At 73.2% G+C, this 21,079-nt stretch carries 26 protein-coding genes and 2 tRNA genes; 20 read left to right on the top strand and 8 right to left on the bottom strand.

Annotated elements, in window-relative coordinates:
* Positions 1–529: 529 nt before the first annotated feature.
* The 4 genes from rpl18a (at position 530) to ACQUQ1_RS05795 (ending at position 2,621) form a co-directional block, all read left to right on the top strand.
* Positions 530–706, top strand: coding sequence for a 50S ribosomal protein L18Ae (rpl18a, locus tag ACQUQ1_RS05810; RefSeq protein WP_435063328.1), 177 nt, complete (start codon positions 530–532; stop codon positions 704–706).
* A complete protein-coding gene (gene pfdA, locus ACQUQ1_RS05805) occupies positions 703–1,194 on the top strand; it encodes a prefoldin subunit alpha (protein WP_435063327.1) in 492 nt (163 codons plus the stop codon). The genes rpl18a and pfdA overlap by 4 nt, the downstream gene beginning before the upstream one ends.
* A 3-nt stretch (positions 1,195–1,197) precedes the next feature.
* Positions 1,198–2,295 (top strand): signal recognition particle-docking protein FtsY, encoded by a 1,098-nt coding sequence (gene ftsY, locus ACQUQ1_RS05800; protein WP_435063326.1) that lies wholly within the window; start codon positions 1,198–1,200, stop codon positions 2,293–2,295.
* A 98-nt stretch (positions 2,296–2,393) separates the two neighbouring features.
* Complete coding sequence (locus ACQUQ1_RS05795) at positions 2,394–2,621, top strand: hypothetical protein (protein WP_435063325.1); 228 nt, start codon at positions 2,394–2,396, stop codon at positions 2,619–2,621.
* 43 nt (positions 2,622–2,664) lie between these two features.
* Here ACQUQ1_RS05795 and ACQUQ1_RS05790 read toward each other — a convergent pair whose 3' ends face one another.
* Complete coding sequence (locus tag ACQUQ1_RS05790) at positions 2,665–3,657, bottom strand: THUMP domain-containing protein (protein ID WP_435063712.1); 993 nt, start codon at positions 3,655–3,657, stop codon at positions 2,665–2,667.
* Between the two features lie 348 nt (positions 3,658–4,005).
* Between ACQUQ1_RS05790 and ACQUQ1_RS05785 the strand changes: the two genes are divergently transcribed.
* From ACQUQ1_RS05785 to ACQUQ1_RS05770, 4 genes are all read left to right on the top strand, one after another.
* Positions 4,006–4,566 (top strand): TATA-box-binding protein, encoded by a 561-nt coding sequence (locus tag ACQUQ1_RS05785; RefSeq protein ID WP_435063324.1) that lies wholly within the window; start codon positions 4,006–4,008, stop codon positions 4,564–4,566.
* Between the two features lies 1 nt (position 4,567).
* The gene (locus ACQUQ1_RS05780; RefSeq protein ID WP_435063323.1) at positions 4,568–4,921 is read left to right on the top strand and encodes a DUF7473 family protein; all 354 of its coding nucleotides are present in this window, start codon (positions 4,568–4,570) and stop codon (positions 4,919–4,921) included.
* Positions 4,918–5,850 carry a CPBP family intramembrane glutamic endopeptidase gene (locus ACQUQ1_RS05775; protein WP_435063322.1) on the top strand — a complete coding sequence of 311 codons (933 nt, stop codon included), beginning with the start codon at positions 4,918–4,920 and terminating at the stop codon, positions 5,848–5,850. The genes ACQUQ1_RS05780 and ACQUQ1_RS05775 overlap by 4 nt, the downstream gene beginning before the upstream one ends.
* A gap of 87 nt (positions 5,851–5,937) precedes the next feature.
* Positions 5,938–6,192, top strand: a complete 255-nt coding sequence (locus ACQUQ1_RS05770) for a HalOD1 output domain-containing protein (RefSeq protein ID WP_435063321.1) — start codon at positions 5,938–5,940, stop codon at positions 6,190–6,192.
* A 57-nt stretch (positions 6,193–6,249) separates the two neighbouring features.
* Here ACQUQ1_RS05770 and hisG read toward each other — a convergent pair whose 3' ends face one another.
* A complete protein-coding gene (hisG, locus tag ACQUQ1_RS05765) occupies positions 6,250–7,101 on the bottom strand; it encodes an ATP phosphoribosyltransferase (protein WP_435063320.1) in 852 nt (283 codons plus the stop codon).
* 169 nt (positions 7,102–7,270) lie between these two features.
* Here hisG and ACQUQ1_RS05760 point away from each other — a divergent pair, with 169 nt between their 5' ends.
* On the top strand, positions 7,271–8,479 hold the full coding sequence (locus ACQUQ1_RS05760) for a M48 family metalloprotease (RefSeq protein ID WP_435063319.1): 1,209 nt from the start codon (positions 7,271–7,273) through the stop codon (positions 8,477–8,479).
* Positions 8,480–8,532: 53 nt separating this feature from the next.
* Here the strand turns inward: ACQUQ1_RS05760 and ACQUQ1_RS05755 are convergent, their stop codons facing one another.
* Positions 8,533–9,180, bottom strand: a complete 648-nt coding sequence (locus ACQUQ1_RS05755) for a LysE family translocator (protein WP_435063318.1) — start codon at positions 9,178–9,180, stop codon at positions 8,533–8,535.
* Positions 9,181–9,707: 527 nt separating this feature from the next.
* On the opposite strand from ACQUQ1_RS05755, the gene ACQUQ1_RS05750 reads away from it, so the two are divergent.
* The 4 genes from ACQUQ1_RS05750 (at position 9,708) to ACQUQ1_RS05735 (ending at position 13,856) form a co-directional block, all read left to right on the top strand.
* Positions 9,708–11,096: a signal recognition particle protein Srp54 gene (locus ACQUQ1_RS05750; RefSeq protein WP_435063317.1), complete on the top strand. Its 1,389-nt coding sequence runs from the start codon at positions 9,708–9,710 to the stop codon at positions 11,094–11,096.
* A gap of 112 nt (positions 11,097–11,208) precedes the next feature.
* Positions 11,209–11,529, top strand: coding sequence for a cupin domain-containing protein (locus ACQUQ1_RS05745; protein WP_435063316.1), 321 nt, complete (start codon positions 11,209–11,211; stop codon positions 11,527–11,529).
* An 80-nt stretch (positions 11,530–11,609) separates the two neighbouring features.
* A complete protein-coding gene (locus ACQUQ1_RS05740; protein WP_435063315.1) occupies positions 11,610–12,926 on the top strand; it encodes an MFS transporter in 1,317 nt (438 codons plus the stop codon).
* A 96-nt stretch (positions 12,927–13,022) separates the two neighbouring features.
* Positions 13,023–13,856 carry an MBL fold metallo-hydrolase gene (locus ACQUQ1_RS05735; RefSeq protein ID WP_435063314.1) on the top strand — a complete coding sequence of 278 codons (834 nt, stop codon included), beginning with the start codon at positions 13,023–13,025 and terminating at the stop codon, positions 13,854–13,856.
* A 27-nt stretch (positions 13,857–13,883) separates the two neighbouring features.
* Here the strand turns inward: ACQUQ1_RS05735 and surE are convergent, their stop codons facing one another.
* Positions 13,884–14,786: a 5'/3'-nucleotidase SurE gene (gene surE, locus ACQUQ1_RS05730; protein WP_435063313.1), complete on the bottom strand. Its 903-nt coding sequence runs from the start codon at positions 14,784–14,786 to the stop codon at positions 13,884–13,886.
* 165 nt (positions 14,787–14,951) lie between these two features.
* Between surE and ACQUQ1_RS05725 the strand changes: the two genes are divergently transcribed.
* From ACQUQ1_RS05725 to ACQUQ1_RS05710, 4 genes are all read left to right on the top strand, one after another.
* Entirely contained in the window at positions 14,952–15,545 is a 594-nt protein-coding gene (locus ACQUQ1_RS05725; protein WP_435063312.1) for a magnesium transporter, read from the top strand.
* Positions 15,546–16,103, top strand: a complete 558-nt coding sequence (locus tag ACQUQ1_RS05720; RefSeq protein ID WP_435063311.1) for a magnesium transporter — start codon at positions 15,546–15,548, stop codon at positions 16,101–16,103.
* Between the two features lie 119 nt (positions 16,104–16,222).
* A complete protein-coding gene (locus tag ACQUQ1_RS05715) occupies positions 16,223–16,687 on the top strand; it encodes a DUF7347 domain-containing protein (protein ID WP_435063310.1) in 465 nt (154 codons plus the stop codon).
* Positions 16,688–16,855: 168 nt separating this feature from the next.
* The gene (locus ACQUQ1_RS05710) at positions 16,856–17,317 is read left to right on the top strand and encodes an SRPBCC family protein (RefSeq protein ID WP_435063309.1); all 462 of its coding nucleotides are present in this window, start codon (positions 16,856–16,858) and stop codon (positions 17,315–17,317) included.
* 87 nt (positions 17,318–17,404) lie between these two features.
* On the opposite strand, the gene ACQUQ1_RS05705 is transcribed toward ACQUQ1_RS05710, so the two are convergent.
* Entirely contained in the window at positions 17,405–17,827 is a 423-nt protein-coding gene (locus ACQUQ1_RS05705; protein ID WP_435063308.1) for an RNA-binding domain-containing protein, read from the bottom strand.
* Positions 17,824–18,387, bottom strand: coding sequence for an AAA family ATPase (locus tag ACQUQ1_RS05700; RefSeq protein WP_435063307.1), 564 nt, complete (start codon positions 18,385–18,387; stop codon positions 17,824–17,826). The genes ACQUQ1_RS05705 and ACQUQ1_RS05700 overlap by 4 nt, the downstream gene beginning before the upstream one ends.
* Positions 18,388–18,529: 142 nt before the next feature.
* Between ACQUQ1_RS05700 and ACQUQ1_RS05695 the strand changes: the two genes are divergently transcribed.
* The 3 genes from ACQUQ1_RS05695 (at position 18,530) to ACQUQ1_RS05685 (ending at position 19,823) form a co-directional block, all read left to right on the top strand.
* Positions 18,530–18,640 (top strand) — tRNA-Arg (locus ACQUQ1_RS05695).
* 118 nt (positions 18,641–18,758) lie between these two features.
* Positions 18,759–19,313 carry a hypothetical protein gene (locus ACQUQ1_RS05690; protein ID WP_435063306.1) on the top strand — a complete coding sequence of 185 codons (555 nt, stop codon included), beginning with the start codon at positions 18,759–18,761 and terminating at the stop codon, positions 19,311–19,313.
* 132 nt (positions 19,314–19,445) lie between these two features.
* Complete coding sequence (locus ACQUQ1_RS05685) at positions 19,446–19,823, top strand: YccF domain-containing protein (RefSeq protein ID WP_435063305.1); 378 nt, start codon at positions 19,446–19,448, stop codon at positions 19,821–19,823.
* 67 nt (positions 19,824–19,890) lie between these two features.
* Here ACQUQ1_RS05685 and ACQUQ1_RS05680 read toward each other — a convergent pair whose 3' ends face one another.
* Positions 19,891–20,766 carry a hypothetical protein gene (locus tag ACQUQ1_RS05680; RefSeq protein WP_435063304.1) on the bottom strand — a complete coding sequence of 292 codons (876 nt, stop codon included), beginning with the start codon at positions 20,764–20,766 and terminating at the stop codon, positions 19,891–19,893.
* Between the two features lie 81 nt (positions 20,767–20,847).
* Positions 20,848–20,923: transfer RNA gene (locus tag ACQUQ1_RS05675), tRNA-Cys, on the bottom strand.
* Between the last annotated feature and the right edge of the window lie 156 nt (positions 20,924–21,079).

The raw sequence follows: 21,079 nt of genomic DNA, 5'->3' as shown, positions 1-21,079 counted from the left end.
CGAGCCGCGAGCGCAGCGAGCGGCTCGGGAGTTCGGCGGCGAGCTTGTGGGCGAGCCGCCCAGGAAACAAGCGTCGCCGAACGAAGTGAGGCGACGACAAACGGCGGCGAGGTCTTCGGCCGAGCCGCCCAGGAAACAAGCGTCGCCGAACGGAGTGAGGCGACGACAAGCGGCGGCGAGGTGTTCGCGACCGAGCGGACCGAGGTCGCGGGACCCGAGCCGTCCATCTGGGAAGCGAGGCCGACCGGAGTTCTCGTGAGCGACCGGAGGGAGCGAACGAGAGCACGCGGAACGAGCGGAGCGAGTTCCGCGAAGGGAGGCCTCGGGCGATCGGCGTCGAGGTCGTCGTGCCGAGCCGCCCACGGAAGGGGCGAGCCGCGAGCGCAACGAGCCACACCGGACCGACCGAGGCGCCCCCGCCGGTCCCGCCCCGACGGCCGATCCGCCCGCTATCGGGCGGATCGGTCGGTCGCGCCGCGGGTCCGGGAGTCGGAAGGTACTTCCCGCTCCCGAGCGGTTTTTCGGGCACATGAGCCAGTTCACGGTTAGCGGCGAGTTCCGGACGCGGGACGGGCACCAGGCGTTCACGCGGTCGATCGACGCCGAGAACGAGAACGTCGCGCGAGAGCACGTGCTCTCGCAGTTCGGCGCGGAGCACAACCTGAACCGCACGGAGATCGAGATCGACGAGGTGGTGGCCGAATGAGTCTCGGTGGCGGCGGCGGTGGCGGCCCCGGTCAGCAACAACTGCAGCAGATCTCACAGGAGATCCAGGCGATCGAGGCGGAGATCGACGAGCTCGACGAGGAGATCGACGAGCTCCGACAGGAGCAGCGCGACGTCGACGAGGCGATCGAGGCGATCGGCCAGATCGAGACGGGGTCGACGATCCAGGTGCCGCTGGGCGGCGGCGCGTACGTCCGCGCGGAGGTCCAGGACCTCGACGAGATCATCGTGACGCTCGGCGGCGACTACGCCGCCGAGCAGGACGAGGAGGACGCCGTCGAGGCGCTCGAGCGCCGCAAGGAGACGCTCGAGGAGCAGATCGAGCGCGTGCAGGAGGAGAAGGGCGACCTCGAGGCCGAGAGCCAGCAGCTCGAACAGCAGGCCCAGCAGATGCAACAGCAGATGCAGCAACAGCAGATGCAGCAGATGCAGCAGATGGCCGACGAGGCGGACGACGGGGACGAGTAAGGGATGTTCGACGGCCTGAAGGACAAGCTCTCCTCGTTCCGCGAGGACGCGGCAGAGGAGGTCGAGGAGAAGGCCGCGGAGGCGGAAGCGGAGACGGATGCCGAGGACGTCGCCGCCGACGCGGACGCCGAGCCGGCCGACGCCGTCGCGGAGCCCGGCGCCGCCGCGGATACCGACGACGCGGACGGCTCCGGCGACGGCGACTCCTCGGGCCCCGGGCGGCTCAAGCGCGCGGCGGCGTTCGCCACCGGGAAGGTCGTCATCGAGGAGGAGGACCTCGAGGAGCCCCTTCAGGACCTGGAACTCGCGCTGCTGTCCAGCGACGTGGAGATGAGCGTCGCCGACCGCATCCTCGACACCGTCCGCGAGAAGATGATCGGCGAGACGCGCGCGCAGGTCCAGACGACCGACCAGCTCGTGACCGAGGCGCTCCACGACGCGCTGCTGGAGGTCATCAGCGTCGGCCAGTTCGACTTCGAGGAGCGCATCGCCGAGGCGGACAAGCCGGTCACCGTCGTGTTCACCGGCGTCAACGGCGTGGGGAAGACGACCAGCATCGCGAAGCTCTCGCGGTGGCTGGCGGAGCGCGGCTACTCGTCGGTGCTCGCGAACGGCGACACCTACCGCGCCGGGGCCAACGAGCAGATCCGCGAGCACGCCGAGGCGCTCGACCGGAAGCTCATCGCTCACGACCAGGGCGGCGACCCCGCGGCGGTCATCTACGACGGCGTCGAGTACGCCGAGGCCAACGACATCGACGTGGTGCTGGGCGACACGGCCGGCCGTCTGCACACGAGCAACGACCTGATGGCGCAACTGGAGAAGATCGACCGCGTCGTCGACCCCGACCTCACCCTCTTCGTCGACGAGGCGGTCGCCGGCCAGGACGCCGTCAAGCGCGCCCAGGAGTTCGACGACGCCGCCTCGATCGACGGCTCGATCCTCACGAAGGCCGACGCCGACTCCTCGGGCGGCGCCGCCATCTCCATCGCCTACGTCACCGGCAAGCCGATCCTCTTTCTCGGCGTCGGGCAGGGGTACGAGGACATCGAACGGTTCGACCCCGAGGACCTAGTGGACTCGCTGCTGGGCGAGGAGTAGGACGCCGGGTCGCCGTCCCGCCGGCGTCGACCCGCTCGACCCCCTCCGATGCGGTCCGAACCGAAAACGCCAGTAGCCACGTCCGAGCACGACGGGGCATGTGCCCTCCGAACTTCCTGTTACTGAGCGTCGTCGGCCTCCCCCTCGGGTTGCTCGCCGTGCTCCGGCCGTATCAGGTCGCACGGATCGGCGAGATCGCGGACGCCGTCGGCAGGAAACCGGCCGGACGCGTCGAGCCCGCGGGCTGGAACGTGGCGCTCACCCGGATCGTCGGCGCCGCGTTCGCCCTGCTTGGCGCCGGCGCGGCCGTCGCCTGCCTGGCGTGACGGGGGTCGGGACGGTCAGCGGCCGGTCGGGGCCGCCGTGTCGTCACTCCCGCGCCAGCACGTGCACGTGCCGGACGAGGCTCCGGTGGACCCGACGCTCGAAGGTATCCGTCACCCGCCAGCCGGCCGCCAGCGCCGCCTCCCGCCACGAGCGGTCGGCGATCAGTACGCCCCGCGGGGCGACCCGTGCGGCCTCCGCGAGCGCCTCCGACACCAGGTCCGTCAGGCTGTGCCGGGCGATCTTCGACTGCCGGCCGTACGGCGCGTCGAAGACGACGCCGTCGACCGCGTCGTCCCGGAGCGCGAGGTCGGTGGCGTCGCCGCGGAGCAGGGCGTACCCGCCCGCGGGGTCGCCGGCGGGCGTCGTCGCCCCGTCGAGGTAGCGGGCGAGGTTCTCCCGGGCGCCGCGGACCATCTTCGCCTGCGCGTCGTTGCCGACCACGTCGCTCCCGACCAGCCCCGCCTCGATGAGGACGCCGCCGGTGCCGCACATGGGATCGAGCAGGGTGCGACCGGGGCCCGCGCCGGCGACGTTGGCGTACGCGCGGGCGTCCATCGGCGCCATGCTCCCCGGCTGGAAGAACGGGCGGTCGGTGGGCCGGCGCGTCGCGAAGTCGCGGACCGACTCGGCGACGACCCACCCCACGAGGCACGTGTCGCCCGCGAACAGCACCCGGAGCGTGTGGTCCGGGTCGTCCAGGTCCACCGCGAAGCCGCGCTCGACGAGCGCGCTCCCGCACTCGCGTTCGGCCTCGCCCGTGGAGACGTCGGCGGAGTCGCGGACGACGCGTGCGCGGACCGCGACCGTCCCCTCGCGCGCGAGGCTCGCGGCCTCGACGACGGCACGTGCGCTCCGCGGGTCGGCGTCGGCCCGGCCGAGCAGGTCGAGGGCGCTGCGGGTGTAGGCCAGCCCCCGGACGCGCCCGGCGTCGACCGCGTCGGCGACCGCCAGCCCCGGGGCGACCCGCTCGACGCCGGCGGCGGCGACGCCGGCCTCCAGGGCCGCGAACGCGTCCTCCTCGCCGGCGAACTCCAGTCCGTACACACGTCGAGGTGGCGCGGCGGCGCGCTTGAACGCACCGGACGGGGCCGGCGCGGCCGTGGGCGGCGGGAGACCGGACGGGAGACGGCGTCCGGGAGGAGTCCTCCGGCGGGGAACGAACGGGAACCGCCGGGCGTAGCCGAATCCCGCCGGGCGTAGCCGAATCCCGCCGGGCGTAGCCGAATCCCGCCGGGCGTAGCCGAATCCCGCCGGGCGTAGCCGAATCCCGCCGGGCGTAGCCGAATCCCGCCGGGCGTAGCCGAATCCCGCCGGGCGTAGCCGAATCCCCACCGGGCGCGGCGGTACTACTTTAACCCTTTAAGACATCACTTAAATCAGAGAATGGCCGACCCCAGGGAGTCGATCAACATCGAGAACGTCGTCGCGTCGACCGGGATCGGGCTGGAGTTGGACCTCCAGACCGTCGCGATGGATCTGGAGGGCGCCGACTACGACCCCGAGCAGTTCCCGGGGCTGGTGTACCGCACCGCCGACCCCAAGAGCGCGGCGCTGATCTTCCGCTCCGGCAAGATCGTCTGCACCGGCGCCAAGAGCACCGACGCCGTCCACGAGGCGCTCCACATGGTGTTCGACGAGCTCCGGGAGCTCGACATCCCGATCGACGAGGACCCGGAGATCACCGTCCAGAACATCGTCACCTCCGCGGACCTCGGCGAGAGCCTGAACCTGAACGCCATCGCCATCGGGCTGGGTTTGGAGAACATCGAGTACGAGCCCGAGCAGTTCCCGGGGCTCGTCTACCGCATCGACGAGCCGGACGTGGTCGCGCTGCTGTTCGGCTCCGGCAAGCTCGTCATCACCGGCGGGAAGGAGCCCGCCGACGCCGAGGCGGCCGTCGAGGTCATCTCCGAGCGGCTCTCGGAGCTGGGGCTGCTCGGCTAGCGTGCTGCTGCAGCTGTCGCCCGTCGGGATCGTCGGCGGGTTCCTCCTCATCGCGACCCTGTCGACGCTGCTGGCGAACACGGCCGCCTACTTCGTGCTCGGGAACGAGGCGGAGCTCCGGCAGGCCCTCCCGCCGGGCGTCGCGATGGCCATCGTCGGCCTGACGGCGGCCGTCCTCCCCGCCGCCGTCGTCATCGCGGTCGCGCTCGTCGTCGACTACGTCATGGTCCGCCTCGCGTACGGGCTGAACCGCCGCGGAACCGCGATGATCACCGCGATGCACTACGCGCTCACGGTCGTCGCGGCCTACGGGGTCAACACCCTGCTCGCGATCTACCAGACCGCGCCCGGATGAGCCGCGCGCGCCTCCGCGACCGCCTCCGGTATCCGGTATGGAACGACGCCGAGCGGCGGCCGCGCGCGCCGCTCCGCCTCGCCCTCGCGTTCGTCCTCGTCGCGGTCGCGCTCGTCGTCGGCGGCCTCGCGGCCCGCGCGCTCGGTCTCCCCGCGCCGTTCGGGACCGTGTTCCCGATGCTCGCCGTCGTAGCGGCGACGCTGCTCGCCGCGCGGTACGTCGACCGCCGTCGGCTCGCGGACCTGGGCCTCCGGCGCGAGCCGGGGTGGCTCGCCGACCTCGCCGCGGGGCTCGCGCTGGGCGTCCTCCTCCAGGCGCTGATCGCGGCCGTCGGCCTCGCGGCGGGCTGGTTCCGCGTCGCCGACACGTTCGTCGGCACCGCGGCGGGCGCGGGGTCGGTCCTGCTGGTGTTCCTCGCGGTCGGGTTCTACGAGGAACTCGTCGCCCGGGGGCTGCTGCTCGTGAACGTCGCCGAGGGGCTCCGGTTCGCGGGCGGGCGGGTCGCCGTGGGCGCGGCGCTCGTCGTCTCCTCGGCCGTCTTCGGCCTCCTCCACGCGAGCAACCCGGGCGCTTCGCTCGCCTCGACGCTCGGGATCGCTCTCGCGGGCGCGTTCCTCGGCGTCGGCTTCGTGCTCACGGGGCGGCTCTCGTTCCCAGTTGGCGTCCACGTCTCCTGGAACGCCGCGCAGGGACTCCTCCTCGGCTTCCCGGTGAGCGGGCTCGGGGTCGACGCGGCCGTCGTCGACCTGGAGCCGACGGGGCCGACGCTGGCGACGGGCGGGTCCTTCGGCCCCGAGGCCGGCCTGCTCGGCGCGGGCGCGGTGGCCGTCGGCACCGTCGCGACGGTCGCGTGGGTGCGCGTCCGCGAGGGGGACGGCGGCGTCGACCCGCGGGTCGCCGTCCCGGACCTCCGTCGACGCCCGGAGTGAGGCGGCCGGGGTCGGATCCGGAGACCGGGTATCCGTGCTGATACCCGGACGCCAGCGTTCATGTAGGGGAGCGACAAGGGGCGTCGTATGGGCGCTGTATCGACAGTCACTCGGGGTCGGGAAGGCGCGGAACCGGTCAGCGTGCGGGTCGTCGAGGCGGTGGCCGCCGCGGAGGGCGTCCCCGTCGACGACCTCCCGAACCGACTCCACGGGAGCATCGACACGGACGCGCTCGACGCGCTCTACGGGCGGGGGCGGACGGGCGCCTCCGTGACGTTCACGCACCTCGGATATCGGGTCTCGGTCGACGAGCACGGCGAGGTCGACGTTCGGCCCCGCTGAGAGGCGGACGCGAACCCGGACCCGGAGGCGAAGGCGAGGGTCGACGCCCGAGCGGGGTCACTCCACGAGCCGTTCGATCTCGGTGACGAGGACGTCGCTCGCGCCGACCCGCTTGAGCTCGTCGATCGTCTCGAACACCTCCCGCTCGTCGACGACGGCGTGGACCGCGACGTGGTCCTCGGCGCCGTCCGCGACGTCCATGACCGTGGGCCCGCCCATCCCGGGGAGCACCTGCTTGACCGCGTCCAGGTCGGCGCGCCGGGCGTTCATCATCAGGTAGCGCTTCCCCTCGGCGTCGATCACCGACCCGAGAGCGGTGGCGACCTGTCCCACCTTCTCGTCGTCGGCCACGTCGGGGCGGGCGAACAGCCGGACGGAGGAGGCGAGCACCTCGTCGACGACGGCGAGGCGGTTCACCTGGAGGGTGGTTCCGGTGGAGGTGATGTCGACGATGGCGTCGGCCATGTCCACGTGGGGGGTGAGCTCCGTCGCGCCCGTCACCTCGACCACCTCCGCGTCGATGCCCGTCCGCTCGAAGTACTCGCGGGTGATCCGCGGGAACTCGGTCGCGACCGTGAGCCCCGCCACGTCCTCGGGGTCGGTTATGTCGCCGTCCTCGGGCGCCGCGAGCACGAGCCGGCAGCGGCCGAACGCCAGGTCGAGCAGGTCGACGAGGTCGTGGCCGGACTCGCGGGCCTGGTCGAGCCCGGTGATCCCCGCGTCGGCGGCGCCGTCGGCGACGTACTCCGGGATGTCCGCGGCGCGCGCGAACAGCACGGACACCTCGGGGTCGACCGTGTCGGCGTACAGCTGGCGGTCGGCGGTGTTCTCGATGTGCAGGCCCGCCCGTTCGAGCAGCTCGATCGTCGGCTCGTGGAGGCGGCCCTTGTTGGGCACGGCGATGCGCATGGGCGGGGTGACGGTGGCGCCGTCCTTGAGTCCGTCGGGGGGCGTCGCGGGACGCGATCGGGGAGTCGACGGGACACGATCGGACGCGTCGCGTGATCGCGGTCCGGAACGTCGCCGGAGGGATCACCGGTGCGGCACGGTTTTGACTCGTGCGACAGCATCGGGGCCCATGGTCCCGCTTCAGTCCGCAGCCGCGTCCTCCGGCCCCGATCTCGGCCCGTCGCTGGCGGTCTGGCTCGTCCTGTGTGTACTCGCGCTCGGCGGCGGCGCCGTCGGCAGCGCCGTCGCGCGGCGACTCTCGAACCCCGTCCGGAAGTACCGTCTGCTGTACGTCGGGGGCGTGCTTCCGTTCGGGGTGCTCGCCTACGGTCTCCTGTCGATCCTCGACCTGGGCGCGGCCGTCCGCGCGACGCTGATCGGCGGGTCGACCGGCGTCGCCGTCGTCGACGTGTTCCTCGCGGAGTTCCTGACGATGGCCGCCGCGAGCGCCGTCGCGCTCGCCGCCTACGCGCCGACGGTACGGGGGATCCGCGCCGTCCGCGACATCGACCTCGGAACCGGCCGGTCGATCGCCCTGCTGGCACGGTGGCTACTCGGCGTGAGCGCCGTGTTCGCGCTCGCGCTCGCGCCGTTCCGAGTCGGGATCGACTCCGGGGCCCCGACGGTCGCCGTCGCGGTCGGGGTGGTCGCGCTCGTCGTCGGGATCCTCGCCGCGTCGCCGTGGGCGATCGCGGCGCTGCGCTCGACGGAGCGGCCCGCCGGCGACGACGCCGGGCGGGTCGACCGCCTCCGCGAGCGCGCCGGGCTCGGGGAGGACGTCGTCCGCGATGTGCGCGTGCTCGACACCGACGACGAGGAGACCGCGAACGCGTTCGTCCGGGGGCTCGGGCCGACCCGGCGGCTGTTCGTGACGAGCACGTTCCTCGACGCCTTCGACGACGCCGACGCCGCGGCGCTGTTGGCGGTGCGGGCCGGTCGCGTCCGGTCGCGGGCGCTCGCTCGTCGGACGGGCGCGGTCGTCGCCGCTGCGCTTCCCCTGCTCGCGGCGGTCGGTGCCGGGGGGCCGACCGGCCCGCTCGTCGTCGCCTCGGCGGCCGCGCTCGTCGGCGGACTGTGGTACGCGCGCCGGGGGGTCGTCGCGGCCGACGACCACGCGGCGGCCCTGTGCGGCGCCGGGGCCGTCGCCGACGCGCTCGACCGGTACGCCGAGGTCCACGCGATGGAGCCGTCCCGTCGACGCCTGCCCAACCCCCTCTCCCCGAACGTGCCCCTCGGCGACCGTATCGACCGTCTGAGCGGACGTGGCGACGACCGCGACGGCGGGGGCGACGACGACGGGAGCGACCGCGCCGACGCGTCGGGGGCGGCGTCGGAGTGAGCGCGGCCCCGGGACCCCACCCCGCCCCGCCCGGTCCCGGCGTCCCGGGCCGGTCACGCGACCCGCGCGACCAGCGCCGCCGCCAGCGCGACCAGCACGCCCGCGGACCCGAGCCGGACCGTCCGGGCCGCCCGGCCCGTCAGGACGGCGCCGATCCGGCCGGCGAGCGCGCCGACGGCGCCGAGGTACGCGACGGTGAGCAGGGCGTACACCGCGCCGAGCGCGACCATCGTCGCCGTCTCGCCCTCTCCGGCGAAGCCGGGGAGGAACGCGAGGAAGAACAGCGCCACCTTCGGGTTCGCGACGTTCGTGAGCAGGCCGCGGCGGAACCCGGCGCGGGCGGTGCCGGTCCCGCCGTCCGCGGGGCCGCCGTCGGGGCGGGCGTCGGACGCGACCGCGTTCGACTCGAAGCCGTCCCCCCTCGCCGTGTCGACCGCGAGGTAGCAGAGGTAGGCGGCCCCCAGCAGCGTCACGGCGGCCGCGGCCGTCGGGAGCGCGCGGTACACCGCCGCCAGCCCCAGCGCCGCGGCCGTGGCGTGTACGAGGACGCCGACGGAGACCCCGACGGCCGCGGCGACGCCCGCCCGCGCCGACTCGAACCCCCGGGTGAGGACGACGACGGTGTCCTGGCCGGGGACGAGGATCAGCGCGCCCGCGGCGACGACGTAGGCCGCGAGGGTGGCGGGGTCGATACCGAGCACGGGGCACGGTTCGCGGGACGGACGGAAGGCGTTTCGGTGAGCCCGGGACGGGGTGGTGGCGCGCGGCGGCGCGGCTCCGTCCGCGCCGCGAGCGCGCGAGGGGCGAGTACCGGAGCGCGAACGGAGTGAGCGCGAGGAACGCAGCCGGCTGGGGAGGATGAGGCCGCGGTGGGTCGCGGCGGGCGGGACTGAAAGGGGCAATCCGGGTCGTCGAGCGAGACGAAGCAAGCACTACAGCGAGGCCGGAGGCCGAGCGAAGTCGTTCGAGAGACGCTTTGCGTCTCTCGTGATGCTGCCGGAACGCGTCGCGTTCCGGCTGCCGACCAGACGCCTCCGGCGTCTGGTAATGACGAAAGGCGCTTCGCGCCTTTCGAACCACGCGCAGCGAGTCGCAGCCGACGACCCGGACTGGGGCTTTCGAGGCCACCGACGATACCGCCGGACGTACGATACTCACACGAACCGCGAACACGGATCGAGGACAGGGAAGCCTTTACCGGTCGGACCGACTACCCCAACCAAGACCAATGGTACTCGACGATCTGGGGAGTTCCCTCCGGGACACGATGGACACCCTCCGTGGGAAGTCCCGCATCGACGAGGAGGACGTCCGGGAGGTCGTCAAGCAGATCCAGCGCTCGCTGCTGTCGGCCGACGTGGACGTGGACCTCGTGATGGAGCTGTCGGACAGCATCGAGACCCGCGCGCTGGAGGAGGAGCCCCCCGGCGGGACGACCGCCCGCGACCACGTCCTCAAGATCGTCTACGAGGAGATGGTCGCCCTCATCGGCGAGTCCACCGAGATCCCGCTGGAGGAGCAGACGATCATGCTCGCGGGCCTCCAGGGGTCGGGCAAGACCACCACCGCCGCGAAGATGGCGTGGTGGTTCTCGAAGAAGGGGCTGCGGCCGGCGGTCATCCAGACCGACACGTTCCGCCCCGGCGCCTACGACCAGGCGAAGCAGATGGCCGAGAACGCCGAGGTGGAGTTCTACGGCGACCCCGACGCCGACGACCCGGTGCAGATCGCCCGCGAGGGGCTGGAGGCGACCGAGGACGCCGACGTGCGCATCGTCGACACCGCCGGCCGCCACGCGCTGGAGGACGACCTGATCGAGGAGATCGAACAGATCGACGACGCGGTCGACCCGGACCGCTCGCTGCTCGTGCTCGACGCCGCGATCGGCCAGGGCGCCAAGGAGCAGGCCCGGCAGTTCGAGGAGTCGGTCGGCATCGACGGCGTCGTGATCACCAAGCTCGACGGGACCGCGAAGGGCGGCGGCGCCCTCACCGCGGTCAACGAGACCGGCTCCTCGATCGCGTTCCTCGGCTCGGGCGAGACGGTGCAGGACATCGAGCGTTTCGAGCCCAACGGCTTCATCTCGCGGCTGCTCGGGATGGGCGACCTGAAGCAGCTCTCCGAGCGCGTCGAGCGCGCGATGGAGGAGACCCAGGAGGAGGACGACTGGGACCCCGAGGAGATGATGGAGGGCGAGTTCACCCTCAAGGACATGCGCAACCAGATGAAGGCGATGGACCGCATGGGGCCGCTGGACCAGGTACTCGACATGATCCCCGGCATGGGCGGCGGGATCATGGACCAGCTCCCGGACGACGCGATGGACGTGACCCAGGAGCGCATGCGCTCGTTCGAGATCGCGATGGACTCGATGACCGAGAAGGAACTGGAGGACCCCTCGATCATCAGGAGCGGGCGGCTGGCGCGCATCTCCCGCGGCTCCGGCGTTCCCGAGGAGCGCATCGAGGAACTGCTGGAGCAGCACAGCATGATGAAGCGGACGATGGACCAGTTCGGCAACATGGGCGACGGCGACATGCAGCGGATGATGAAGAAGCTCCAGCAGCAGGGTGGCGGCGGTGGCGGCGGCATGGGCGGCATGGGCCCGTTCGGGTGAAGCGGGGCGAGGCGCGGAGCGCTCGCGGACGACTCCGGCGGCCGGGACGGCCCGTTCGTGCGTGGCTGGAACCGCCGACACCTAGATGGGTGTCTCTCCGGATTCACCGATCGTGAGCTACACCACCGTCAACTACCGCGACGTCGATCCGGCCGCGGGCGCGATGCACTTCCTGCGCGAGCCGCTAGAGTGCGAACACGTCGGCGTCACCGTCGTCGACTGCGACCCGGGCTGGACCGGGAAGGAACACGACCACGCCGAGCGCGACCACGAGGAAGTGTATCTCCTCGTCGAGGGCGCCGCGACGGTCGCCGTCGACGGCGAGGAGATCGAGTTGGCCCCCGGCGACGCCGTCCGCATCTCGCCGGAGGCGACCCGGCAGATCCGCAACGGCGACGCCGAGAGTACGTTGGTGCTCGCCGGCGCGCCGTAGCGCGGGCGTCGTCCAGGCGACTCGCCCCGACCGACCGCTTCCGCTCGCCTTTTGACCCCGACAGCCGTTCCCCGAAGCGAATGGGGGCCGGAACCGCGGCGAGGCGGCGGATCGACGCGCTCGCCGACTACGACGTGCTGGTGCTGTCCGCGCTCATCTGGTTCCTCGCGAAGTTCCTCCGGTACGCGTTCCCCCCGCTGTTCCCCACGTTCCGGGACGGGTTCGGCGTCTCGAACGCCACCCTCGGCGCCGCCTTCACCGCGATGCTGGCCGTCTACGCGCTGATGCAGTTCCCCAGCGGCGCGCTCGCCGACCGCGTCGGCGCCCGGCAGGTCATCGGCGCCGGCGCCGGCGTCACCGGCCTCGGCGCGCTCGTGCTCGCGGTGCCCGTGTCCGACGCGCTCGCGCTCGCGGCGATCGTCGGCGGCATGTTGCTCGTCGGCCTCGGCACGGGCGTCCACAAGACGGTCGCCGTCCGCCTGCTCGCGCGGCTGTACCCCGGCCGGACCGGCCGCGCGCTCGGCTTCCTCGACACGCTCGGCGCGCTCGGGGGCGTCGCCGCCCCCGCGGCCGTCGTCGCGGTGACCGGCGCGACGCTCGCGCTCCCCGGGGTCGGGGTCGACTGGCGGACGCTCTACCTCGCCGGCGCCGTCGCGGCCGGCGGGCTCGCGGCGCTGTTCCTCCGCCGGGTGCCGCGCGCCGGAGGCGGACCCCACGTGGGAGGCGGGACGGACCACGGCCGCGCCGGGGCGGGCGGCACCGGCGACGGGGGCGACACCGGCCACGGCGGCGACGAAGCGGACGCGCCGTCGGGAGCGGGAACGGGGCTCGGGGGCTACCTCGCGCTGTTCCGCGAGCCGGCGTTCTCGGCGTTCGTCGTCCTCACGGTCTGCTTCTCGTTCGCCTACAACGGCGCCGTCGCGTTCCTCCCGCTGTATCTCACCGACGCCGCGGGGCTCCCCGAGACGACCGCGTCGCTGCTGTACAGCGGCCTGTTCGTCGTCTCGCTCGTCCAGCTCGCGACGGGCGACCTCTCCGACCGCGTCGGGCAACTCCCGGTCATCGGCGCGACGCTCGCGCTCGCGGCCGTCGCGCTCGTCGCCATGCTCGCCGTCTCTGGCGTCCTCGCCGTCGGCGCCGCGGTCGTCGCGTTCGGCCTCGGCTGCCACGGCTTCCGGCCCGTCCGCGGGGCGTACCTCTCGGCGGTCATCCCCGAGTCGGCCGCCGGCGGCGGCCTCGGCGTCGTCCGCACCCTGCTGATGGGCGCCGGCGCGCTCGCGCCCGCCGTGGTCGGCTGGGTCGCCGACGCGACCGGCTTCGGCGCCGCGTTCGGCCTGCTCGCGGGCGCCCTGGTCGCCGCGGCGGCGCTGACGGGCGTGGTCGCGCTCGTGGACTGATCCGCGACGGGCGCCGCGGATCGACGGGGTCCCGGGGACCGACAGTCCGTCTGCGTGTTCGCAACCGGGTAGCCCGTGGCGCGCCTCGGGAGCGGTATGCGCTGTACCCTGCTCGGCACGGGCGACGCAGTCGGCGTCCCCGCGCCGCTGTGCGAGTGCGAGTACTGCGTCGAGAGCGACCCGCGGCGACGCCCCGGCCTGCTCGTCGAGGCCGCGGGGACGGCGGCGCTGCTCGACGCGCCGCCCGACGTGACCCGGGGACTCCACGGGGCCGAGGTCACGTCTCTCGACGCGGCGTTCCTCACCCACGGCCACTACGACCACGCGGCCGGGCTCTCGGAGTTGAACCACGCGCGCTACGACCGTCACCTCCGGAACGGGCCCGAACTGGGCCACGACCACCCGATCTCGGAGCCGTTCCCGGTCCGGGCGCCGCGGAGCGTCCTGCAGACGTACGCCGCCGAGCGGCCGGGGCTCGTCGATCGACTCGGGATGACGGTCGTCGGGCCGGGCGAGCGCGTCGCCGTCGGCCCGCTCAGCGTCGAGGCGTTCCGGGTGGACCACGGCGAACCGCCGTTCCCGGCGCTGGGCTACGTCGTCCGGGGACCCTCCGGGGACCCCGTCGGCGACGGCGACGGTACCGCCGAGGCCGCCGTCGGCTACATGCCGGATCTGAACGCCGCGCCAGCCCCGGCGAGCGTTCCGGTCGACGCGCTCGACCTGCTGTTCGCGGAGGGCTCGGTCCTCGGCGCGGAACTCCACGCCGACGCCGCGGACCTGCGCGAGGGGCTCGCCCGCCTGGACGCGGACCGTCGGGTCGCGACCAACGTCTCCGAGCACATGCTCCGCATGCACACCGACGCCGTCGAGGACCGGGGCCGCGAGGTCGGGTACGAGGTGTGGGCCGACGGCGACGCGGCCGTCGTGTAGGCGTCCCGGCGGGCGAGGCGGCGAGCCTCAGTCGTCGTCCGCGGCGGCCGCCGCCTCGCGTTCGGCGTCCCACGCGCGGTTGACCGCGGCGACGAGGTCGTCCAGCGCCGCCGAGTGGACCGGCGTCTGTGGCACGCGCAGCGGCGAGACGCTCACGTCGCCGTCGACGACCGCGGCGCGGTCCGACCACGCGGGGTAGGAGTCCGCCACTTGCTCCAGCGTCGGGTGGCGGTCGGGCTGGTCCAGACGCGCCCAGAAGTCCGATTCGAGGCGCCAGTCGCCGCCGTACGTCTCGCGCTCCTCGGCGTCGGCCTCGCGCACCGTCACGGCGTAGTCCTCCAGCGGCTCGGTCAGCCGGAGGGCCGCCGGCGTCTCGGCGACCGGGGCGTTCACCGAGAGGTAGTCCGCCTCGCCGAGGTCCGCCCGGGGGCCGTCGGCGGCGACGCCCCCCTCCGGAGTCGCGTCGAGCACGTGCTCGGCGAGCAGGCGCGTGACCGCCGCGGGCGTCTCGAAGGTGAACTCCGCGGGCGGGAAGAACTCCTCGCGGTGGTAGGCGGAGACGGCGAGCGCGGGCACGCCGAGGTACGCCGCCTCGACGGCGGCGCCGACGGTGCCCGAGTGGCCCATGATGTACTCGCCGCAGTTGGGGCCGAGGTTACAGCCGGAGACGACCAGGTCGAAGCCGACGTCGAGCGCGCGGACCGCGTAGGCGACGCAGTCGGCGGGCGTCCCGTGGACGACGTGGCCCCACTCGTGGTCGTCCACGTCGACCGCGCGCGAGCGCGAGCGGCCGACGCCGGACTGGTCCTCGGCGGGCGCGACGACCGTCACCTCGGCCACCGCGCGCAGTTCCTCGTACAGCGCCGCCAGCCCGGCGGAGTCGACGCCGTCGTCGTTCGTGAGCAGCACGCGGGCCTGCGAGTCGGTCATTGCCGGGAACAGGGCGCTCGGGGGCAAGTGCGCGTCGGTCCGCCGGCGCGGACGTCCCCGTCCCGGGCCCCGTTCCCGTCCCGGTCGCCGCCGGGTCGCCGCGGACGCGCGCGACACCCGCCGCGTGCGCCCGACTTTTGTCGGATGCGTGCGTCGGGACGCCCGATGGGGATCCGCGAGGTCGCGACGGAGGCGTATCGCGAGGCGCTTCCGGCGCTCGCCGCCAGCGTCGTCGGCGGTCTGCTTGCGGGCGTCGTCCTCGGCGGGATGCGCGCCGAACTGCGCGCCGTCGCCGGGCTGCTCGTGCTCGTCCCGGCGCTGCTTGCCACCCGGGGGAGCGTCTACGGGAGCTTCGGGGCGCGCGTCTCCACCGGCCTCCACCAGGGGCTCGTCGACCACCGGAACTGGCTTAGCGACGAGCGCCTCCGCCGGGCCGCGCTCGCCGCGCTCGCGAACGGGGTGGCCGCCTCGGCGTTCGCCGCCGTCCTCGCGTACCTCGTGCTCGCCTCGTTGGGCGCCCCGGTGGCGCCGCTCCCGCTGCTGGTCGGCATCGCGCTCCTCGCGGGGCTGCTGTCGGGGACCGCGCTCACCGCCGTGGTCGTCCTCGTTGTCTTCGCGGGGTACCGCCGCGGGTACAACCCCGACACGCTCGTCGGCCCCATCGTCACGACCACCGGCGACGTGTTCGGCATGCTGTTCCTCCTGATCGCGGTGCGGACGACGCTGGCGGTCGCCGGGGTCCTCGGGGGTGGCGCGTAGATGGCGACCGACTGGACCGTCCGCGCCATCACCCGCGCGATGCTGCCGGTCCTGCTCGTGCTCACCGCGGTCGAACTCGGCTCCGGGCTCGTGCTCGGCGCGTTCGAGGAGCGCCTGCTCCGGTCGCCCTCGCTGCTCGTGCTCGTGCCCGTGACCATCGGCACCGCCGGCAACCTCGGGAGCGTCCTCGCCTCGCGGCTCTCGACGGCGTTCCACCTCGGGACGCTGGAGTTCGACCCGCGCGACGACGTGCTCGCGGGCAACGCGGTCGCCACCGTCGCGCTCGCGGTCACGCTGTTCCCGCTCGTCGGCCTCGGGGCGTGGGCGCTCGCGGCGCTGCTCGGGGGCGCGACGCTCTCGCCGGGGACGGTCGTCCTCGTCGCGCTCTCCTCGGGAGCCGCGCTCGCGGTGCTCGCGGTCGCGGTGACGCTCGCCGCGACGTACGCCGCCTACCGCCTCTCGCTGGACCCCGACGACGTGGTCATCCCGGTAGTCACCAACGTCTGCGACGTGCTCGGCGTGGTCGTGCTGTTCGCCGCGGTGCTGCTGTTCGCGTAGGGGGGTCCCCCGCGCGGACCGCGTCGCCGGCGTGACCCGCGAACCGCGTCCCGCGACCGCCGTTCCTGTCCGATCTCCGATACAGAAAGTATGTCACCGGGGCGGCCGGCCGCGCACACATGGAGTTCACGCCGAACGGTCGCCGCCCCGGCGGGGAGGGGGTCGACGGCGGCGGCGACGCCGGCAGCGGCCCGGGAGCGATCGCCCGCGACGCCGCCGACGCCCTCTCGGCGCTCGCCTCCGAGCACCGGATCGCGATCATCCGCGAACTCGCCGCCGCCGACGGCCCGCTGTCGTTCTCGGAGCTGCGCGGGCGGGTCGGCATGCGCGACACCGGGCGGTTCAACTACCACCTCGGGGAACTGCGCGGCCGGTTCGTCCGCGAGCGCGACGGCGGCTACGTCCTCGGGCACGCCGGCGAGCGGGTCGTCCTCGCGGCCGCCGACCTCGACGCGGAGGGGGCCGCGGCGCTGGCCGAGGGGTGGGCGAGCGACGGCGACGACGGCGACGGGAGCGACGACTGCCCGGTCTGCGGCGAACCGGACTGCGACCGCGTGATCCACGTCCACCTCGACGGCCGATAGCCGGCGGGTCACCACGATCCCGTCCCGCGGGCACGCGGTCGGTCACGTCGCGGGCGGCGGTGCGGCCGTCGGCTCGACGGTGAACGTCGCCATGGGATCGGTGTCGACGTCGCCGCCGAGGAGGCCCCCGCCCGATCGGTTTTGCCGGCGAGACGCGTAGGTGTACGCATGGTGTCCGTCAGCCGGAGCATCCGCGTCGACGCGCCCGCCGAGGCGGTGTTCGACTACGTCGACGAGCCGGAGAACCACGTGGAGCTGACGCCGAGCCTCGTCGACGTCTCGAACGTCGAGCCGCTGGAGAACGGCGGGAAGCGGCTGGAGTACACGTACAAGATGGCCGGCGTCGACCTGACGGGGACGCTGGAGACGCCGACGTACGAGCCGAACGAGCGCATCGTCTTCGAGATGGACGGGGACCTCACCGGGACGCTCACCTGGACGTTCGAGGCGACCGACGGCGGCACCGAGGTGGCGTACGCCGCCGAGTACGACCTCCCGGGCGGCGTCCTCGCGCGGGTGGCCGAGCCGTTCGCCGTCCGCTACAACGAGCGGGAGCTGCGGACGACGCTGGAGAACCTCCGCGACCGGCTCGAACTCGACGCCGGCGACGAGGACGGGGACGGGGAGTAACCCCTCTCGGGCCGGCCGGGTGGCCGTCCGCCTCGGTCGGGTCCGCGGCCGTCGCCGACGGGCCCGCCCGCCGGCCGGGCCGCACGGTCAGCGCCCGTCCGGGTCGACCGGGGTGCCGTCCTCGGTCGGCGGCGCGAGGTGGTCGATGTACTCCCCGACGGAGGGGTCGCGGACGACCACCTCGACGTCGATCTCGCCGAGTTCGTCGGGTTCGCCGACCGCGAAGTTGACGACCCCCTGGAGGGCCGCCTGCTTCTTCAGGCTGAACGAGAAGCCCTCGTCGGTCCGGTTCCGCTCGAACTCCCGGCGGGCGGTGTCGAGGATCTCCTGCTCGTGGAGCTTGTCCGAGAAGTCGTCGAGGGTGTGCGTCTCGGCGACGAGCCGCCCCGGCTCGGAGACGAACTCGGCGTTGGGGAACAGCGCCTCGACGGCGTCGCGGACGCGGTCGGTCACCTCCGTGTCGTACACCGGCGCCTCGATCCGCGCGTCGACGCTGTAGACGGTCGTCACTCCCCCACCTCCGGCGCGCCGGCGACGATGGCCCGGACCCGGTCGCGGAACGCCGCCAGCGTGTCCGTGTTGTCGATGGTCACGTCCGCCGACTCGATCACCTCGCCCATCCCGAAGCCGAGTTCGCGCTCCTCGCGCTCGCGCAGCGCCTCGCGGTCCACGTCGGAGTCGTCGCGGCCGCGCTCGCCGAGACGCTCGGCGCGCACCTCGAACGGCGCCGTGATCGCCACGAGCGTGAAGTCGTCGCCGAAGCGCTCCCGGAAGCGCTCCAGCTCGACGGGCGCGCGGAGCCCGTCGACGAGGACCGTCCCGCCCTCGCTCCGGCGGGCGGCGTCCTCGATCAGCGGGATCGAGCGCTCGGCGATGGCGTCGGGACCGTGTTCCTCGCGCAGCGCCCGCGCGACGGCGCCGTGGTGCTCCGCGGGGTCGAGCCCGCGGTCGCGACACTCCGCGCGGATGACGTCCCCCATCGTGACGACGGGGACGCCCTCCTCCTCGGCGACCGCGGCGGCCTCGCCCTTCCCGCTGCCGGGCAGGCCGACCGTTCCGATGACTCGCATCGTCCGTGGTTCGCCGCACCCCGGATTAAACCCTGCGAGACGGGCGACCGCGCCGGCCTCGGCGCGAGCGCGGGCGCCGGACGGGGCGTCGCCGGCGTCCGACCGCGCCGCTTTTGACTCCGCCGCCTGTGTAGTCGCCCGTGGGCGCGTAGCTCAGTCCGGATTCAGAGCGTCGGACTTCTATCCGCGCCGGGACGGTGCTCCGGCGGGGGGAGCCATCCGACGGTCGCGGGTTCAAATCCCGTCGCGCCCGTAGTTGTCGAGCGGTAGCGGCCGGTCGGCCCGTTCGAAGCCCCGGGCCGTGGGAGGACCAGTGCAGTCCGGTGGTTGCGACAGTTTTATTAACGGATCTGTCATTTCTGGCGGTCGCCATGCCATCGACGGAGACGTCGGCCTCGACCGCGCGGGTGAACCGCCTCGCCGTCGGCGGCCTCGTCGCCGGCGTCGTGTGGACGCTGCTCGGGGCGGTCTCGCTGTTCACCGCGATCACCGGGTCCGTCCTCGACGTCGTCCTCGTCGTCGGGAACGTGCTCCTGGTCCTGCCGGTGCTCGGGCTGTACCTGCTGTATCGGGACGAGTTTCCGCGGCTCGGGGCGGCGAGCGTGGGGGCCTTCCTCGCGGGCACGCTCGCGAACGTCGTCGGGACCGCCGGCGTCGTGGTCGGCGTCGAGTCGCTGTCCGTCCTGGCGTTCCCGGTGGGCGTCGTCGGGGAACTGCTCGGCTTCCTCGGCTTCGCCGCGATGACCGCGCGCTCGGACCGGCTCCCGCGGTGGACCGGCTCGCTGCTGGTGCTCACCTTCCCCGGTGCCGCCGCCGTCGGGGCGCTCGCGGGGACCGCCTCGTCGTTCGGGGACTACCCGGGCGCGGTCGTGGTCGGGGCGCTCGTCCTCGTCGTCGCGTCCGTGCTGTACGGGCGGACGAAGTGAGCCCCGAGGAGGCCTCGACCGGCGCCCGGCTCGGTCCGGTCCGGCCCGGCCCGCGCGCTTCGCCACGGTCGGCGGAGGGGCCCGCCGGCTCCGGGGACAAGGGATTCAGCCGCCGAGCGCGTCACCTCGGGTATGACACGACGCTCGCTGTTCACCCGCGCGCTGTGGTTCGTCGCGATCGGCTGGTGGGCCACCCCCGCCGTCGTCAACGTCGCGTGGTTCCTCAACGCGACGATCATCGGCCTGCCGATCGGGATCAAACTGATCAACCTCGTGCCGACGGTGCTGTCGCTCAAGGAGCCGCGATCGCTGTCGGCGCCCGACGAGTCCCGCGGTCAGCGGTCGCTGCTCGTCCGCGGGGTGTACTTCGTGTTCGTCGGCTGGTGGCTCAGCCTGCTGTGGGCGAACGTCGCCGCGCTCCTCGCGGTGACGATCGTGGGCCTGCCGGTCGCCTACTGGATGTTCAACCGGCTGCCGTTCGTCACCTCGCTGTACCGGTTCGACGGCTGAGCGCGGCCGGACGGGAACCTATCGAGAGAAGGAACCGGCGCGGAAGGGGTAGTCGGGCCGGGTCGGGTCAGTAGCGGGTCGGGAGGTACGCCATCCCCAGCAGGAGGACCGCCGACAGGCCGCTGAGGATCGTGACGCCCCAGAGGCCGTTGGTCATCGTCGTCTGCATGGCCGTCTCCTCCTGGTACTGCTCGTACGTCTCGAAGTCCTGCGTGAGCACCATCGTCGAGTTGTCCGGGAAGTACGCGAAGTACGTCGTCGATCCGACGGTCACGTTGGCCTTGTTCGAGACGGATATCTCGGTGGTGCGCGGGGCGAAGTACTCCAGCGTCGCCGCTTCGGGCGTCACCGACGCGACGGTCGCGGTGGTATTCTCGACGTCCTCGACCTCGTCGCCGACGGCGTACTCGCGGGTCTCGGGCTCGGGGAAGTACTCGTCCGCGGGGATCAGCTCGCGGCTCTCGTTGTCGCCCGCCCGCTCGACGACGTACACCTGCCCGTCGACGGTCGTGGTCTCGTTCTCGACGTCGGAGTCGTTGCGCAGGATCGCCTCCCGGTCGAGGTTCTCGCGGAGCGTGAACGTGTCGGACTCGTTGTCGGTCAGGACGGTCCAGTCCTGCCCGTCGTAGGTGACGGTGGAGCCGTTCGCCCACTCGACGGTGTACCGCGCGGACTCGTTGGTGTACTCGATCGTCCCCGAGCGGACGAGGTGGGCCTGGCCGCCCCCGCCGTGGCCGCCCCCGCCGCCGCCCTCCATCTCGGCGGTGATGCCCGAGACGGTGTACTCCTGGTCCCCGACGGTGAACGTGTCGTTCTGGCTTAGCCGGTGATCGGGGTTCTCGAAGGAGAGGTGCGGCGCGCTCGCTGTCGCGATGAGCGAGAACGAGGCCGCCCCCACGACGATGAAGAACGCGACGTAGATGGCCGCGGCGCGTCGTTGCATACGTGGGGGACGGGCCGCCCGGAGTTTAACCGTTTTCTTTCGGGGAACCCGGACGCGCGGCTACGGTCTGTCGGTGAAGGAAGCCAAGGGCCGGATTTGAACCGGCGTGGTTCTCCTCTGCAGGGAGATGCGTATGGCCAGACTCTGCCACCTTGGCGCGTTCGGAGGGAATCGTGTGACGCGCTTAAGCCTAGCGGATCCGTGCGTTTCGTGTATCCGTGATCGTCGGGGCAGCACCGCCGCTGTCGGGCGGTGTTCGTGGGCGACGCGCGACTGCGTCGCCCTGTGTATATGAAAACAGCCCACCGGCGTG

The organism is Halobaculum sp. EA56, from assembly GCF_051195075.1.
In the GTDB taxonomy this organism is placed as follows: Archaea; Halobacteriota; Halobacteria; order Halobacteriales; family Haloferacaceae; genus Halobaculum.
This window is presented reverse-complemented; position numbering and strand designations above follow the sequence as displayed.